The organism is Flavimarina sp. Hel_I_48, from assembly GCF_000733945.1.
In the GTDB taxonomy this organism is placed as follows: Bacteria; Bacteroidota; Bacteroidia; order Flavobacteriales; family Flavobacteriaceae; genus Leeuwenhoekiella.
The window spans coordinates 1,017,526-1,032,963 of the sequence record NZ_JPOL01000002.1; the positions used below are offsets into that span (position 1 = coordinate 1,017,526).

At 40.6% G+C, this 15,438-nt stretch carries 15 protein-coding genes; 7 read left to right on the top strand and 8 right to left on the bottom strand.

What is annotated here, in order from left to right; genetic code table 11:
• Positions 1-32 precede the first annotated feature (32 nt).
• From P162_RS04625 to ppgK, 3 genes are all read left to right on the top strand, one after another.
• A complete protein-coding gene (locus P162_RS04625; RefSeq protein WP_031426066.1) occupies positions 33-452 on the top strand; it encodes a VOC family protein in 420 nt (139 codons plus the stop codon).
• Positions 449-1,492: an AI-2E family transporter gene (locus P162_RS04630; RefSeq protein WP_031426067.1), complete on the top strand. Its 1,044-nt coding sequence runs from the start codon at positions 449-451 to the stop codon at positions 1,490-1,492. The genes P162_RS04625 and P162_RS04630 overlap by 4 nt, the downstream gene beginning before the upstream one ends.
• 349 nt (positions 1,493-1,841) lie before the next feature.
• Positions 1,842-2,606 carry a polyphosphate--glucose phosphotransferase gene (gene ppgK / locus P162_RS04635; protein ID WP_031426068.1) on the top strand — a complete coding sequence of 255 codons (765 nt, stop codon included), beginning with the start codon at positions 1,842-1,844 and terminating at the stop codon, positions 2,604-2,606.
• Between the two features lie 82 nt (positions 2,607-2,688).
• Here ppgK and P162_RS04640 read toward each other — a convergent pair whose 3' ends face one another.
• The 7 genes from P162_RS04640 to argS all read right to left on the bottom strand — a co-directional run bounded on the left by P162_RS04640 (position 2,689) and on the right by argS (position 9,412).
• Complete coding sequence (locus P162_RS04640; RefSeq protein ID WP_031426069.1) at positions 2,689-3,576, bottom strand: bifunctional 5,10-methylenetetrahydrofolate dehydrogenase/5,10-methenyltetrahydrofolate cyclohydrolase; 888 nt, start codon at positions 3,574-3,576, stop codon at positions 2,689-2,691.
• Positions 3,577-3,692: 116 nt separating this feature from the next.
• Positions 3,693-5,021: a signal recognition particle protein gene (gene ffh, locus P162_RS04645; protein ID WP_031426070.1), complete on the bottom strand. Its 1,329-nt coding sequence runs from the start codon at positions 5,019-5,021 to the stop codon at positions 3,693-3,695.
• Between the two features lie 217 nt (positions 5,022-5,238).
• Positions 5,239-6,108: a Brp/Blh family beta-carotene 15,15'-dioxygenase gene (locus tag P162_RS04650; RefSeq protein WP_081868376.1), complete on the bottom strand. Its 870-nt coding sequence runs from the start codon at positions 6,106-6,108 to the stop codon at positions 5,239-5,241.
• A gap of 125 nt (positions 6,109-6,233) precedes the next feature.
• A complete protein-coding gene (locus P162_RS04655) occupies positions 6,234-6,779 on the bottom strand; it encodes a GNAT family N-acetyltransferase (protein ID WP_031426072.1) in 546 nt (181 codons plus the stop codon).
• A gap of 47 nt (positions 6,780-6,826) precedes the next feature.
• Positions 6,827-7,324 (bottom strand): hypothetical protein, encoded by a 498-nt coding sequence (locus tag P162_RS04660; protein ID WP_031426073.1) that lies wholly within the window; start codon positions 7,322-7,324, stop codon positions 6,827-6,829.
• Positions 7,321-7,563, bottom strand: coding sequence for a hypothetical protein (locus P162_RS04665; RefSeq protein ID WP_031426074.1), 243 nt, complete (start codon positions 7,561-7,563; stop codon positions 7,321-7,323). Before P162_RS04665 ends, P162_RS04660 begins: the two co-directional genes overlap by 4 nt.
• A gap of 73 nt (positions 7,564-7,636) precedes the next feature.
• Entirely contained in the window at positions 7,637-9,412 is a 1,776-nt protein-coding gene (gene argS / locus P162_RS04670) for an arginine--tRNA ligase (protein ID WP_031426075.1), read from the bottom strand.
• 209 nt (positions 9,413-9,621) lie between these two features.
• Here argS and msrB point away from each other — a divergent pair, with 209 nt between their 5' ends.
• The 4 genes from msrB to lpdA all read left to right on the top strand — a co-directional run bounded on the left by msrB (position 9,622) and on the right by lpdA (position 12,725).
• Positions 9,622-10,020 carry a peptide-methionine (R)-S-oxide reductase MsrB gene (msrB, locus tag P162_RS04675; RefSeq protein WP_031426076.1) on the top strand — a complete coding sequence of 133 codons (399 nt, stop codon included), beginning with the start codon at positions 9,622-9,624 and terminating at the stop codon, positions 10,018-10,020.
• Between the two features lie 167 nt (positions 10,021-10,187).
• Positions 10,188-10,691 carry a hypothetical protein gene (locus tag P162_RS04680; protein ID WP_031426077.1) on the top strand — a complete coding sequence of 168 codons (504 nt, stop codon included), beginning with the start codon at positions 10,188-10,190 and terminating at the stop codon, positions 10,689-10,691.
• Positions 10,692-10,714: 23 nt separating this feature from the next.
• Complete coding sequence (locus P162_RS04685; protein WP_031426078.1) at positions 10,715-11,290, top strand: uracil-DNA glycosylase family protein; 576 nt, start codon at positions 10,715-10,717, stop codon at positions 11,288-11,290.
• A 58-nt stretch (positions 11,291-11,348) separates the two neighbouring features.
• Positions 11,349-12,725: a dihydrolipoyl dehydrogenase gene (lpdA, locus tag P162_RS04690; protein ID WP_031426079.1), complete on the top strand. Its 1,377-nt coding sequence runs from the start codon at positions 11,349-11,351 to the stop codon at positions 12,723-12,725.
• 497 nt (positions 12,726-13,222) lie between these two features.
• Here the strand turns inward: lpdA and P162_RS04695 are convergent, their stop codons facing one another.
• Positions 13,223-15,421 carry a RecQ family ATP-dependent DNA helicase gene (locus P162_RS04695; protein ID WP_031426080.1) on the bottom strand — a complete coding sequence of 733 codons (2,199 nt, stop codon included), beginning with the start codon at positions 15,419-15,421 and terminating at the stop codon, positions 13,223-13,225.
• Positions 15,422-15,438 lie beyond the last annotated feature (17 nt).

The following is a 15,438-nucleotide window of genomic DNA, read 5'->3' on the forward strand; positions in this document are numbered from 1 at the left end:
AACATAATCAATACAAAATAGCCACTTACTTTATGCCAGCACCCTTTCATCTTGCAATACCCGTAGATAATGTTGCCAAAGCCCGTGCTTTTTATCGCGATACACTCGCCTTGGAAGAAGGCCGAAGCAGCGAAGATTGGGTTGATTTTGATTTCTTCGGCCATCAGCTGGTGATTCATTATAAACCTAAAGAAGAAAATGCATCTACGCATCACAATGCCGTAGATGGTAAAGCTGTTCCCGTGCCTCATTTTGGCGTAGTGCTCGAGTGGGAGCAATTTCACGGGTTTGCCGAAGATCTCAAACAAAAAAATATAGATTTTGTTATAGCGCCCTACATCCGTTTTGAAGGGCAGGTAGGTGAACAGGCAACCATGTTTTTCTACGATCCCTGTGGTAATGCACTTGAATTTAAAAGTTTTAAGGATATGAGTCAACTTTTTGCTTCATGAGTACAAATAAACTCAAACCTCAACTCGTACGTCAGTTATTTTTACTGCTCGTTATACTCTTTCTTACCGTACTTATTTTCAAAGAGATTACACCTTACCTCTCTGGATTTTTAGGCGCAATAACATTATATGTGCTTTTACGTAAATGGATGAAGGCATTGGTCAAAAAGAAATGGGGAAGGCCCTGGGCTGCTGGCTTCCTTATGATGATGTCATTTTTGGTAATCCTTGTCCCCATCAGTCTTATCGTGATGATGCTTACATCAAAAATAAGCAAGGCGGTTAAAAATTCTGAACGCGTAACACAAGCCATCAAATCACAGATAAACACATGGGAATCTGATCTGGGCTACAATCTAAGTGACTCTATAGACACCAACTCCATAACAGAATGGGTATCTACAAATCTAAAGGCACTGGCAGGAAGCACTTTTAACGTCGCCATAGCCATAGGTATCATGTATTTTTTACTTTATTATATGCTTGTTTATAGCAAGCAGATGAAAGAAAGTATTTATGACTATATACCACTGGGCAATAACAATCTAAAGGTAATAGGCAAGGAAAGTATTGCCATGGTACGATCTAATGCACTGGGGATTCCGTTAGTCGCTGTTGCCCAGGGTATTGTCGCGTTAATAGGCTATTTGATATTTGGTGTTCCAGATCCTTTTTTCTGGTTTGTGATCACGGCCATAGGATCAATGATCCCTTTTGTGGGTACGCTTATAGGTATCGTACCTGTCGTAATCCTTATGGTTTCCTCTGGTGATACGGCACAGGCCATAGGTATTGCTATTTACGGGATTGTTGTCGTAGGTTCTACAGATAATGTCATAAGGCTTTATGTTCTGGAACGTCTCGCCAATGTTCACCCCCTTGTTACGCTCATAGGTGTGCTTGTGGGCGTACCTTTATTTGGCTTTATCGGTTTGATTTTTGGACCTTTACTTATCAGTTTATTTCTGTTGATTTTGAAGATCTACAAAAATGAATATGGTGAATCAACACTAGCAAAAGCGCAGGGTGAACAACTTTAATGTCGGCAGGGTTCTTTCGGTAACAGTATATAACATCACAGAAAGGAAATTTTACTAGAAAATAGGATTTTTCGGTATCGTCCATAAAAATTGTATAAAATACCAAAAAACGGTTGGGGATCTATTTGATTTCCAACCGTTTTAACATATAGGATTTCCAATAAATTCATGCAAATTCGCTGTTTCTGCGGAATCTATGCTGAAAACCTTTTCTACACCTATTGCTTTAAATATATAATTAGTTGGCAAAAGCATCTAAAACATTAAATTTGTCATCCGCAATGCGGAAAAAAATAAGTTTAGGTCTTCCGAAGTAATATTCCGGTAAGGCTTCCAGTAAATAAAAATTATGGAATTATTAGGTATTGATGTAGGTGGTTCAGGTATAAAAGGTGCTCCGGTAGATCTGATCAATGAAGATTTTTTAGGAGAACGTTTTAGGCTGGACACCCCTATTCCACGTAAGCCTAAGGCGATGATTGAAACAATAGGTCAGGTTGTAAAAGAATGGGACTGGAAGGGACCGGTAGGCATAGGCTTTCCTACTGTAATTCATAATGGCAAAGCATTACAACATGGCAATCTTGATCCAGAATGGTTAGGGCTGCAGGTAGATGACATGATCGCTCAGCATATAGGCCTGCCCGTTGCGGTAATTAATGACGCAGATGCCGCCGGCCTGGCAGAAGTGACTTTTGGCGTAGGAAAAGATGTTGAAGGTTTAGTGATGACGGTTACCATAGGTACGGGTATAGGCACCGGACTTTTTTACAACGGTCAGCTCATCCCTAATTTTGAACTTGGACAAATGCGCTACAAGAAGAAAAAAACCATTGAGGAATACGCATCCCGAAAGGTACGTCGCGACAATGATATGAGCTTCAAAAAGTGGGGCAAGCGCTTCAATAAATTTCTGCAGATGGCAACTACGGTGACCAGTCCTGACCTTATCATTATAGGCGGCGGTGCCAGTAAAAATATTGATGAATACAGGAAATATCTGGATGTTCAGGTTCCCATACGGGCAGCTAAAACCGAAAATCACGCGGGTATAATAGGCGCGGCCCTTTGTGCAAAACATTTTCTGGTAGAAAAAAAGGATTCTGAAATCTAAATTTCAGGGAAGACAGTCTATTTCATACTAAAAACGGTCATTTTCTTATCGAAAATGACCGTTTTTTATTGAAAAAATCAATTTAATATTTTTCTCCACGGTGCCTTTCCCTGGCCAATAAAGTATTTTTAAGCAACATCGCAATGGTCATAGGCCCCACTCCCCCAGGCACGGGAGTAATGAAACTTGCACGTTTACTTACATTTTCAAAGTCTACATCTCCTGCCAAATAATAACCCCGTTCTTCATTTTCATCAGGAACCCGGGTTATACCTACATCAATAACTACTGCGTCATCCTTAATCATCTCCACTTTGAGGAAATTCGGGATACCTACGGCAATAATTACAATATCAGCCTGGGACGTGATCTGGGTGATATTTTTTGTGAATTCATGGGTAAGGGTTACGGTAGAATTACCGGGAAAACCACTTCTACCCATTAAAATACTCATGGGACGTCCCACAATATGACTTCGGCCTATAACTACGGTATGTTTCCCTTTTGTAGGTATATCATAGCGCTCCAAAAGCTCCAGTATTCCAAAAGGTGTCGCCGGGATAAAAGTGCTCATATCAAGGGACATTTTACCAAAATTGGTAGGATGAAATCCGTCAACATCTTTGTCAGGATTGACTGCGAGCAATACTTTCTGCGTATCTATCTGGGGCGGAAGCGGCAACTGCACGATAAAGCCGTCTATATTGTCGTCTTCATTCAGTTCTTTGATCTTTTTCAAAAGTTCAAGTTCACTGCTGGTACTGGGCATGCGGACTAATGTAGATTCAAATCCTATGCGTTTGCAGGCTCGTACCTTACTGTTTACGTACGTCATGCTGGCACCATCATTACCTACGATAATTGCGGCAAGATGCGGGACTTTTTCTCCCCGTTCTTTCATTTGTGTAACCTGGCCGGTTATCTCTTCCTTAATATCATTGCTGATTTTTTTGCCGTCTAGGATCGTCATTCTAAAAATTGTAAGTTAAAAGTTCAAGGTTAGAAGTTGTAATGTTTCAAAATTAATGAGCAACCTGAAACATAAAATCTCAAACTGAACAAAATGAGGTAATAGCTGATCAGCTCTTACCTCATTTTGTTCATCATCTGCATCATCTGGCGACCACCGCCTCCCTGCATCATTTTCATCATCTTACCCATTTGATTGAACTGTTTCAGCAATTGGTTTACTTCTTGTACGGTAGTACCAGAACCTTTACTAATACGTTTTTTACGGCTACTATTGATGATTGTAGGCTCTGTGCGTTCTGCCGGGGTCATACTGTGAATGATGGCTTCAATACCTTTAAAGGCGTCGTCATCAATATCAAGACCTTTTAAGGCTTTACCGGCCCCGGGTATCATCCCGATCAGATCTTTCATGTTACCCATTTTTTTGATCTGCTGAATCTGCTTTAGGAAGTCATCAAAACCGAACTGATTTTTGGCTATTTTCTTCTGTAACTTACGAGCTTCATCTTCGTCAAACTGTTCCTGGGCGCGCTCCACGAGGGATACAACATCACCCATTCCCAGGATACGATCTGCCATTCGGGAAGGATAGAAAACATCAAGCGCTTCCATTTTCTCACCTGTACCTATGAATTTTATAGGTTTGTTTACCACAGATTTAATGGAAAGTGCCGCACCACCACGGGTATCACCATCTAATTTAGTCAGTACAACCCCGTCAAAATTGAGACGCTCGTTAAAGGCTTTTGCGGTGTTTACCGCATCCTGTCCTGTCATAGAATCCACTACAAACAGGGTTTCCTGAGGTTTAACGGCAGCGTGAACATTGGCGATTTCGGTCATCATGGCCTCATCTACGGCAAGACGGCCGGCAGTATCAATAATCACTACGTTGTGACCATTTTGTTTCGCGTGCGCAATCGCCGCCAGAGAAATCTTAACCGGATCTTTTTCTTCCCTATTGGAAAAAACCTCAACACCCACCTGCTCTCCTACTACGTGAAGCTGGTCTATTGCCGCCGGGCGGTATACGTCACAGGCAACAAGCAATGGTTTTTTGGTTTTCTTGGTTTTTAGGTAATTGGCAAGTTTACCGGAAAAAGTGGTCTTACCAGAACCCTGAAGACCAGACATCAATATGATACTGGGGTTTCCGGAAAGATCAATACCCTCGGCATCGCCACCCATAAGTGTGGTAAGCTCATCCTTGACCAGTTTGACCATGAGTTGGCCAGGCTTCAGTGAAGTCAATACATCCTGACCCATCGCACGTTCTTTTACCGTAGTGGTAAAATCTTTTGCAATTTTATAGTTCACATCGGCGTCTACTAAAGCGCGGCGCACTTCTTTAAGGGTTTCGGCAACATTTACTTCCGTAATCTGGCCGTGCCCTTTAAGCACGTGCATCGCTTTGTCCAGCTTATCACTTAAATTATCAAACATAGGTTTTGATTCAAAATTTAGAGCACAAATTTAAGGATTCCCACGTGAATGCTAAAGTTTATTTGACAGGGAACAAAGAGGACATTCTACGACGCTACCAGGCTTTAAAACTTGCTTTTTTCCGTATCAAAAAAAGCTAAATAGAGTTGAATATTCCATCAAAAAATGACAATAATCAAGCGGAAATCAGCTCAAATAAGCCGGTTTTAAGCAAAAATCAGCGGTATTTGTGCATTCTCGAAATAACCAGTACATGAGGAAATGTAATTGCGGCCAGAAACGAAAAAAAGATTGCGAGCAAAAGGTACTCATCGCCCCAAAAGAAATAAAGAACCACTCCAAGACCCAATAATGCGGCTGCCCAATACTTCCAGGCGTATCCCAGGTAACCTGTTACGGTACTTTTAGAAACGCCACCATAGAGGTATTCAATTTGCTCTTTGATGGAAGGAATGGAATGCCATATCACAAAATACACGGCAAAAGCCCATAAAAGTGTTGCCGTATTAAAAATTACAACAAATACGATTGTAAAAAACAGCTCCTGAAGCCATGACGTTTTCAACCTTTTTTTCCAGGCCAAAAAAGCGATGGTTACAAGTGTAAGAGCAGCAAGACAAAATAAAGATTTATCAAAAAATGCCGAAGTAAGGGTTAAGCCTGACATTTTAATAATAACCTGTTGAACTTCTTCAGGATGTGCGGCAAATAAAAGCGCGAAAATAAAAAGTCCGTAAATTATGTAGAATAATCCATTTAATAAATTACCTTTTTGAAGTTTGATTTCCCAGTGCTGCTCCCCAAAATGATAGGCGCTAAAAAGCACAAAAACAGGTAGCGCCCAATGAGGCAAAAGAATGAACAATGCCGCAATTAAACCAACGGCCGCTATGTAGTAAAAAAGGTTTTTTAAGGAGATTGTATTCTCGTCGCCCTTGGATTTCTTGAGTAAAATCAGATCATTTGCGCCATGCATGATCCCAATGGTCAAAATAAGGACCACGGCGATCATATCTTCCACCCAGGAAGGAAAGCAGACACTTATTCCCAGGGCTATAAACGAACTAACAAGCATGAAATTCCGCATGCTTCAAAAATACCTGCTTTGGGAAAAATAGGTTATTTATTAACTTAAGTATATAATTTGAAGCAGTGTATAACCGAAACCAATTGTAAAAGATCAGCCTTAAAGAAACCGGAAGCAAAAATTTATCAGCATTTATCAGTATCTAAAATGGCGTATTCATAAGTATCTGACCACCCTTCTTTTAAAGGCAATACTTTTCTTTTCCGTCCCTCCCTAATCATTCCTGCTTTTTCCAGAACCCTGATGCTGCCTGTATTGTTCACGGCACAACCTGCTTCTATGCGATGAAGGCCCAGGGCGCCAAACCCTAAATCGAGAATTGTCTTCACCGCTTCGGTAGCATAGCCTTTTCCCCAGTAATCCACATGGAGTTTATACCAGAGTTCAGCTTTTTTGAATTTTTTCTTACCGGGATTTAAAGCGATAAGCCCAATAAATTCTTCTTTTTCCCGAAGTATAATTTTAAAAACATGATTATGAGGATCTGGCAACGCTTTTCCTCCTATCCATTCTTTGATTATTTTTTCTGTTTCTGCTAAATCCTTCGGAATTCCCAGTGTATTGTAGCGGTCAGTTTCCGGGAGTGTATGTAATTTATGAATTTCTGATACGTCTTCTAAAGTTATCGGTTTTAAAATCAGGCGTGTGCCAGCAAGCGAATCTGATGACATAATTATATAAGATTGTAAAATAAGAAAGGATTTATAGAAATCGGTTTTTATTCTAAAAGTTGGTTTAAATTATTTAAAACACGCTTAAACTTTTGAATATCATTTATCAGGGTTTTTCTGATTTTGATTTTCATTTGCCGAATATCTTCATGAGCAGCAAGCATATCATTTACCATAATACCCACTTTGTTGGCACGCTGATTTTCAGTGATAAATGGCAAAATATTCTCTGCTAAATCATGGAGTTTTATATTGACGTTTTCTTTCGTATCAGAAAGAGTTGGCTGATTTTCCTTCCAGAAGTTATTTTGAATATTAGCACCATTCAAATCTGCAACCCATTGGATATAAAAATCTTTATGTTTTTTATCTTCAGCACCTGAATCCCAACTAAAATAGTGTGGGGAACGCAACAATTTCCACTGAGAATAAATTGCTTTTTTCTTCTGGTAATTAGTTCTGAAATAATCAATTTCATTGGTGATATAGGTGTGATAATCCCCGAAAAAGTTAGAATCCACCAGAAATTGAAGAAATAAGGTCAAATATGATCATTATATTTGGCTGCTATTTCTAAATGCTGTTTGTATTTTCCAGCTTTGAAATCTGCTTCTGATTGATCAATCCGCCTATTCAACTCTTCTTCAGTCATGCGCTGAAAATTACCGTTTTCAGCCAATTTTCGCTGCTTTTTGAGCAGTTTTTCAAGCTTTGATAGCGTATCTTCGCTGTGAATATCTAAAAATTCCTGTATAAACTTGATTTTTCTTGATTGGAAATCCATAGTATTTGTGCTTACTCAAATATATTTAATATTTTCGAGTGGCTTATCCTTTATACCACAAGAAGTTACAGCACTACATTTGCTCCGGAACCTGAATACCAAGAAGCGCAAATGCCGATGCGATCACCTCGCCCACTTTGCGCGATAGCGCTACGCGGAAACTTATTTCCTCTGCCGTATCTGCGCCCAGAATGGAAACCTGCTGATAGAACGAATTAAATTCCTTAACCAGATCATAAGTGTAGTTCGCCAGCAATGCCGGACTCAAATTTGCCGCTGCCAGCTGAATGGTTGCGGGATATGCGGAAATGAGTTTCAGCAGCTCTTTTTCTTTGGGATGCAATTGCGTTCGTTCAATTTCCTGTTTTACCCCGGTTTCTTCCGCGGTACGCAAAATGGACTGAATGCGCGCGTAGGTATATTGAATAAACGGCCCGGTATTTCCCTGAAAATCCACAGATTCTTCCGGATTGAAGAGAATACGTTTTTTAGGATCTACTTTCAGGATATAATATTTCAACGCCCCAAGGCCTATAACTTTGTATAAATCTTCTTTTTGGGTATCAGTAAAGCCTTCGAGCTTGCCCAGTTCCGTTGAGATTGTTTTTGCGGTGGAAGACATCTCAACGATAAGATCATCAGCATCAACTACCGTCCCTTCACGGCTTTTCATCTTTCCACTGGGAAGATCTACCATACCATAACTAAGATGTGATAAATGCTCTGCCCAGCTAAAACCTAACTTTTGAAGGATGAGAAAAAGCACTTTGAAGTGATAATCCTGCTCGTTGCCCACAGTGTAGATCATACCGCCCACATCTGGATGGTCTTTTACACGTTGTATCGCGGTACCTATATCCTGCGTCATATACACGGCCGTGCCGTCGCTGCGCAACACAAGTTTTTCATCAAGGCCGTCTTCGGTGAGATCGCACCATACAGAACCATCTTCTTTCTCATAGAAAACACCTCTTTTGAGTCCGTCTTCTATATTGTCCTTACCCAGTAAATACGTGTTGCTTTCATAATAATAAGAGTCAAAATCAACGCCCAGATTTTCATAAGTCTGTTCAAAACCGGCATAAACCCACGCGTTCATTTTCTCCCAGAGCGCAACGGTTTCTGGATCACCGGCCTCCCATTTGCGCAGCATTTCCTGCGCTTCAAGAATCAATGGCGCTTGCTTTTCAGCCTCTTCTTTTGTTTTTCCCTGCGCGATTAAATCGGCTTGTTCTTCTTTATAAACCTTATCAAATTTCACATAATAATTACCTGCCAGCTTATCTCCCTTAAGACCTGAACTTTGCGGCGTTTCTTCGTTACCAAATTTCTTATAGGCGACCATACTTTTACAAATATGGATACCGCGATCATTGATAATCTGGGTTTTATAGACTTTTGTGCCGGAAGCTTTTAAGATTTCAGCAACCGAATAGCCTAACAGATTATTACGGATATGCCCCAGGTGCAAGGGTTTATTGGTATTGGGCGAAGAATATTCCACCATGACCGCTTTTCCGCTTTCAGGCGTGCGGCCAAAATCTTTTTGAACTTCGATTTCCTTAAAGAAATCAAGATAATAGGCATCTGTGATCACCAGGTTCAAAAACCCCTTAACCACATTAAAATCGGCTATTTCCGGGGTGTTTTCGACCAGATATTGCCCTATTTTAGTACCTATTTCCACCGGGTTTCCCTTGATACTGCGCAACAGCGAAAACACCACCACGGTAACATCTCCCTCAAAATCCTTACGGGTAGGTTGCGTTTCTACTTCTGCTATACCTTTTTCAAATATTGCCTGTACTGCTTTTTTGACCTCGGCCGCTATTTTATCCTGAATCTGCATCATTTTTTTTCTAAGCGGCAAAGATATGTAAAGCCACCGCCCCATTCAACCTGTATGGCAGCTTCCTTTGTTTTTGTTTATAATTTATTTGGCAAATACTTTAAGGGATTTTGAATATTTTTACTGGAAAAGAAACCAATTTTAGGAGAAAATCTGCCGATTTCTATATAAAAACCCGGCATTTTTCTTCGATACCAACGCTATTTATCATGAATACTGAGAAAGAATATCCCGTACAAAAAACCGAAGCTGAATGGAAGGAACAACTGGGCGAAGAACGCTACCATGTACTTCGCAAAGCGGGCACAGAGCGCGCCCATACCGGTAAATACAACCTGCACTTTGAAGATGGCACCTATAAATGTGGCGCCTGTAATGCAAAACTATTTGAAAGCGACAGCAAATTTGAAAGCAGCTGTGGCTGGCCCAGTTTTAGTGACTCTATAGACGGTGCGATAGAATATGTAAAAGATAAATCCTTTGGTATGATTCGTACCGAAATTCTTTGTGCCAACTGTGGCAGCCATCTGGGCCACGTATTCAACGACGGTCCCACGCCTAGCGGAGAACGCTATTGTGTGAACTCGGCCTCTGTTGATTTTGAATAAGTAATCCCCCTAGTATGTCTTCCTTTCGTCGTGCCTCCTCATCGGAGACAAGAGGGGGAACCTCTGACTCGAACATCAAACTAAAAATTGTTTGAACCACTGAAAATGCCAATTTGAAAAATTGGAACGGTAGTTGCTTCAAACTAATTGAACTTTAAACAAACACTATGAAAAAGATATTTGGACTAATAGGAATTTTTGCGCTTGTGCTCACAGGATGTTCTGGAGAAGATGGACGGGATGGTTTGGACGGATTAGATGCTCCCCTTCCTAACGTATTTGAGGAGAATATAACTTATGAATACAATGCAACAGACAACAATTGGGTTTCTGAAATACTGGGATATGAAGGCACTGTGAACGGTGATATATTTTTGGTTTATTTGAATGTGGGTGATAATGTTTATTCCCCGATGCCCATAAGTTTCTTTGACGAAGAAGGAACTTTTCAATATGAATTTAACCATAATGCATCATCAGTTCAATTAACTATTGAGGGCGACAATGATTTAAGCAATCTTTCGGCAGACAGGACAAATAATAAATTAATTAGGGTTGCTATTATTCCAGCAGCCTTATCTGAGGATTTTTCTACTGAGGAGTTATCTGATTTTAATGCTGTTTTGAGTAAATTAAATCTTTCTGAAACCGATATCAAACACTTCAATTAAGAATTATCGTTGATAAATTATCCATGAAAGGCTTACTTAAGGAAATACGAGCATGTTCCTTATGTGAGCCTTTTTTGTCTTTAGGGGCAAATCCTATACTTTCCGCTTCTGCAAAATCAAAAATCCTATTGATAAGTCAGGCGCCGGGGCGCATTGCGCACGAGAAAACCCATGCCTGGGATGATCCCAGTGGTAAACGGCTCAAAGAGTGGCTGGGCGTAGATGATGAGACGTTTTACAATCCTGATAATTTTGCCATTCTGCCCCTGGGTTTTTGTTTCCCTGGGAAGGCTAAAACTGGTGATCTTCCCCCGCGGCCGGAATGTGCACCGCTATGGCAAAATAAGGTTCTTAACAAAATAAAAGGTGATCCCTTAAAAATTCTGATAGGTAATTATTCCCAGAATTATTACCTCAACGACGGTCTAAAACTCACGCAGCGGGTCAAAAACTTTACAGAATATCTGCCCGATTACGCTGTAATTCCACATCCCTCTCCTGTAAACAGGTTCTGGACTATTAAAAACCCCTGGTTTGTAGAGGAAATCCTTCCTATTCTCAAGGAAGTCATCCAGGATCGTTTAAATGGTAGCAAGTAACTTTAGTTTCAGGCATTTTATGTGTAATTTTGCACCTTAATTCTGAGAAAAATAAATCATGAGCAAATACGATATTATTGTTTTAGGAAGTGGCCCGGGAGGCTATGTAACTGCCATTCGCGCTTCACAACTGGGTTTTCAGACCGCAATTGTAGAGAAGGAAAGCCTGGGCGGCGTTTGTTTAAACTGGGGGTGTATCCCCACAAAAGCATTGCTAAAAAGCGCACAGGTTTTTGAATACCTTAAACATGCAGAAGATTATGGCCTCACCTTAGAAAATCCCGATAAGGATTTTGGCGCAGTGGTAAAACGCAGCCGTGACGTTGCCAATGGCATGAGCAAGGGGGTTCAATTTCTCATGAAAAAGAACAAAATAGACGTCATTGAAGGCTACGGAAAATTAAAACCAGGCAAGAAAATTGACGTTGATGGCACAGAATATAGCGCAGATCATATAATTATCGCCACCGGTGCACATTCCCGTGAATTGCCAAATCTTAAACAAGATGGCAAAAAAGTAATAGGATACCGCCAGGCAATGACCCTGGACAAGCAGCCTAAAAAAATGATCGTAGTTGGTTCAGGAGCAATAGGTGTTGAGTTCGCCAGCTTCTACAATACCATGGGCACAGAGGTTACCATCGTAGAATATTTACCAAATGTTGTTCCGGTAGAAGATGAAGAAGTTTCCAAGCAATTTGAGCGTTCTTTAAAAAAGGCGGGTATCAAGGTGATGACAGATTCTTCGGTAGAAAGTGTTGATACTTCTGGAGAAGGGGTTGTTGCTACCGTAAAAACCAAAAAAGGTGAAGAAAAATTGGAAGCCGATATCGTACTTTCTGCAGTAGGTATCAAAACCAATATTGAAAATATAGGCCTGGAAGATGTGGGCATCATTACAGATAAAGACAAAATTACCGTAAACGACTGGTACCAGACCAATATGCCTGGTTATTACGCGATAGGTGACGTAACCCACGGCCCTGCACTTGCGCATGTCGCTTCCGCGGAAGGTATTCTTTGCGTTGAAAAGATCAAAGGCATGCACGTGGCAAAACTGGATTATGGCAACATTCCCGGTTGTACCTACGCCAGCCCTGAAATTGCTTCTGTAGGGCTAACCGAAAAACAAGCCAAAGAAGCCGGTTACGAACTTAAAATAGGGAAATTTCCATTTTCGGCTTCCGGTAAGGCCAGCGCTTCCGGTAACAAAGAAGGTTTTGTGAAAGTTATTTTTGACGCCAAATATGGCGAATGGTTGGGATGCCACATGATAGGCGCCGGCGTAACTGATATGATTGCCGAAGCTGTCTTAGGACGCAGACTTGAAACTACAGGTCATGAAGTTCTTAAAGCGATTCACCCTCACCCTACCATGAGTGAGGCGGTGATGGAAGCTACCGCGGCCGCTTATGACGAAGTGATCCATCTATAACAGTTGCAGGTTAAAAATTATTAAGTGGCTCGATAATTCAATCGAAATTTTATTAAAAAACCGCTCTTTAGACCCGAAAACTGGGTTATAAGAGCGGTTTTTTAATTGATTATTGTCTGTAATCTTATATAAAATCTATTGTTCGTCATACTAAACTTGTTTCAGCGTCGCACTGGCATCTCCTGATTGTTATAAAACTTTAAAATAAAGATACTTGAGTAAATTACGCAACCCTGAAAATTTAGGATAGCTATCCGAAGAGGATAACGGTCGATTGTGCAAAAGCAATTGGAAAGTTACATGTTGCAGATTAAAAATTGAATATTTCGACTAAAAACCGCTCTCTTTACCCGAAAAATGGCCAAAAAGAGCGGTTTTTTTTGTTTCTAGATGCTCTGAAAATTGTAAACGTGATAGGATAACAATCCTAATGAAGCGCTTTATGTGATCCTGGAATACATTTAGGTTGACTTTATTTACTAAGAATTGAGTATTTATCAATTCGCTACTTCACTAAAAAATTTAATACGGTACAACCTTAGTTCGTCATCATCGTAATCACCATCAAACTCTTCCATAGCAGCTTCTATATCATCCGTTTCGGCATCCATAAAATAGTCGTGAAGTTCTTCTAACTGGTCTTCGTCAAGAATTTCATCGATCCAGTAATTGATATTCAGTTTTGTACCACTAAATACGATAACTTCCATTTCCTTCACAAAATCTGGCATTGAAAGGCCTTTAGCGGAAGCGATATCCGTTAACGGTAATTTACGGTCAACGTTTTGAATGATATATAGTTTTAAAGCACTGTTGGATCCGGTAGATTTAACGACAAGCTCATCTGGTTTTATAATATCGTTCTCCTCAACATACTTTTGAATGAAGTCAATAAACTCCCTTCCGTATTTTTTTGCCTTTCCTTCGCCTACGCCAAAAACATTGGACATTTCTTCTATAGTGGTAGGATATTTTATCGCCATATCTTCAAGGGAAGGATCCTGAAAAACAACATAAGGCGGAACTCCTTTTTTCTTACCTACTTTTTTGCGGAGGTCACGCAGCATGGAAACCAGCTTATCATCAAACCCGCCAGAAGCTTTAGTTGGTACCTGCGCATTAGCGGAAGCTTCCGTATCAAAAACATGATCTTCTGTCATAAGGAAAGAATGCGGTTTCTTTAAAAAAGCCTTTCCTTTATCTGTAATTTTGATCACCCCATAAGTCTCAATGTCCTTTTTAAGATAGCCTCCTACGAGCACCTGACGCAATAGTGCATTCCAGTAATGTGAATTTTTATCGCTCCCAATCCCGAAGTAACCCTCTTCATCGGTCTTGTGCGAACTGATGATGGCATTTGATTTTCCCATTAGGGTAAAGACAAGTTCTTTACTCTTATATATCGCATCCGTTTTGCTAACCACCTGCAACAACTGTAAAACCTGTTCTCTAGCTTCCTGCTGTTTTTTAGGGTTGCGCATATTATCATCAAGGTCACCACCCGACATGGTTTTATTGTCAAATTCTTCACCAAAATAATGCAGGATGAACTTACGACGCGACATGGATGTCTCGGCATAGGCAACAACTTCCTGAAGTAGGGCATGACCTATTTCCTGCTCTGCCACGGGTTTGCCGCTCATAAATTTTTCAAGCTTTTCTATATCTTTGTATGCATAGTAGGCAAGGCAATGCCCCTCACCGCCATCACGACCAGCACGACCCGTTTCCTGGTAATAACTTTCTATACTCTTGGGAATATCGTGATGAATTACAAAACGCACGTCTGGTTTATCTATTCCCATTCCAAAAGCGATCGTCGCAACCACCACATCAGTATCTTCCATCAGGAACATATCCTGATGTTTTGCCCTGGTCTTAGCATCAAGTCCGGCATGATAGGGCACCGCAGACACCCCATTCACCTGAAGCACCTGAGCGAGCTCTTCCACCCTTTTTCTGCTCAAACAATAGATGATTCCACTCTTACCATCATTCTGTTTTACGAAGCGAATGATATCTGCATCTACATTTTTTGTCTTGGGACGTATTTCATAATAAAGGTTGGGCCTGTTAAAAGACGCCTTAAAGGTATTGGCACTACTTATACCCAGGTTTTTAAGAATATCTTCCTGGACCTTAGGTGTAGCCGTAGCGGTAACCGCAATAATGGGTATGTTGTCACCCAGCCTTTTGATAATATGCCGCAAATTTCTATATTCTGGTCTAAAATCATGGCCCCACTCGCTGATGCAATGCGCTTCATCAATAGCAACAAAGGAAATTTCCTGTTCTTTTAAAAAATCGACATATTCCTCTTTGGTAAGTGATTCTGGCGCAACATAGAGCAGTTTTGTGATGCCATTGCAAATATCTTCCTTGACCTGTTTTACTTCAGATTTGTTGAGCGAAGAATTTAAGACATGGGCAATACCATGTTCTTTACTTATACCACGTAAGACATCTACCTGGTTTTTCATCAGGGCAATCAAGGGTGAGACCACAATTGCGGTACCCCCTTCAATGAGCGCAGGCAACTGGTAGGTCAGTGATTTACCACCTCCTGTAGGCATGATAACAAAGGTATTTTCTTTGTTAACTATACTGGTAATAACCTCTTCCTGCAGGCCTTTAAATTCGCTAAATCCAAAATATTTCTTTAGCTCGGCGTGTAAATCTATTTCTTTTAAACTCATCAATGCTTGGGTTAATC

Excerpts from the sequence above, each read along its gene's own strand:
- P162_RS04625 (WP_031426066.1), top strand. The coding sequence starts at position 33 with ATGCCAGCACCCTTTCATCTTGCAATACCCGTAGATAATGTTGCCAAA.
- P162_RS04630 (WP_031426067.1), top strand. The coding sequence starts at position 449 with ATGAGTACAAATAAACTCAAACCTCAACTCGTACGTCAGTTATTTTTA.
- ppgK (WP_031426068.1), top strand. The coding sequence starts at position 1,842 with ATGGAATTATTAGGTATTGATGTAGGTGGTTCAGGTATAAAAGGTGCT.
- P162_RS04640 (WP_031426069.1), bottom strand. The coding sequence starts at position 3,576 with ATGACGATCCTAGACGGCAAAAAAATCAGCAATGATATTAAGGAAGAG.
- ffh (WP_031426070.1), bottom strand. The coding sequence starts at position 5,021 with ATGTTTGATAATTTAAGTGATAAGCTGGACAAAGCGATGCACGTGCTT.
- P162_RS04650 (WP_081868376.1), bottom strand. The coding sequence starts at position 6,108 with ATGCGGAATTTCATGCTTGTTAGTTCGTTTATAGCCCTGGGAATAAGT.
- P162_RS04655 (WP_031426072.1), bottom strand. The coding sequence starts at position 6,779 with ATGTCATCAGATTCGCTTGCTGGCACACGCCTGATTTTAAAACCGATA.
- P162_RS04665 (WP_031426074.1), bottom strand. The coding sequence starts at position 7,563 with ATGGATTTCCAATCAAGAAAAATCAAGTTTATACAGGAATTTTTAGAT.
- argS (WP_031426075.1), bottom strand. The coding sequence starts at position 9,412 with ATGCAGATTCAGGATAAAATAGCGGCCGAGGTCAAAAAAGCAGTACAG.
- msrB (WP_031426076.1), top strand. The coding sequence starts at position 9,622 with ATGAATACTGAGAAAGAATATCCCGTACAAAAAACCGAAGCTGAATGG.
- P162_RS04680 (WP_031426077.1), top strand. The coding sequence starts at position 10,188 with ATGAAAAAGATATTTGGACTAATAGGAATTTTTGCGCTTGTGCTCACA.
- P162_RS04685 (WP_031426078.1), top strand. The coding sequence starts at position 10,715 with ATGAAAGGCTTACTTAAGGAAATACGAGCATGTTCCTTATGTGAGCCT.
- lpdA (WP_031426079.1), top strand. The coding sequence starts at position 11,349 with ATGAGCAAATACGATATTATTGTTTTAGGAAGTGGCCCGGGAGGCTAT.
- P162_RS04695 (WP_031426080.1), bottom strand. The coding sequence starts at position 15,421 with ATGAGTTTAAAAGAAATAGATTTACACGCCGAGCTAAAGAAATATTTT.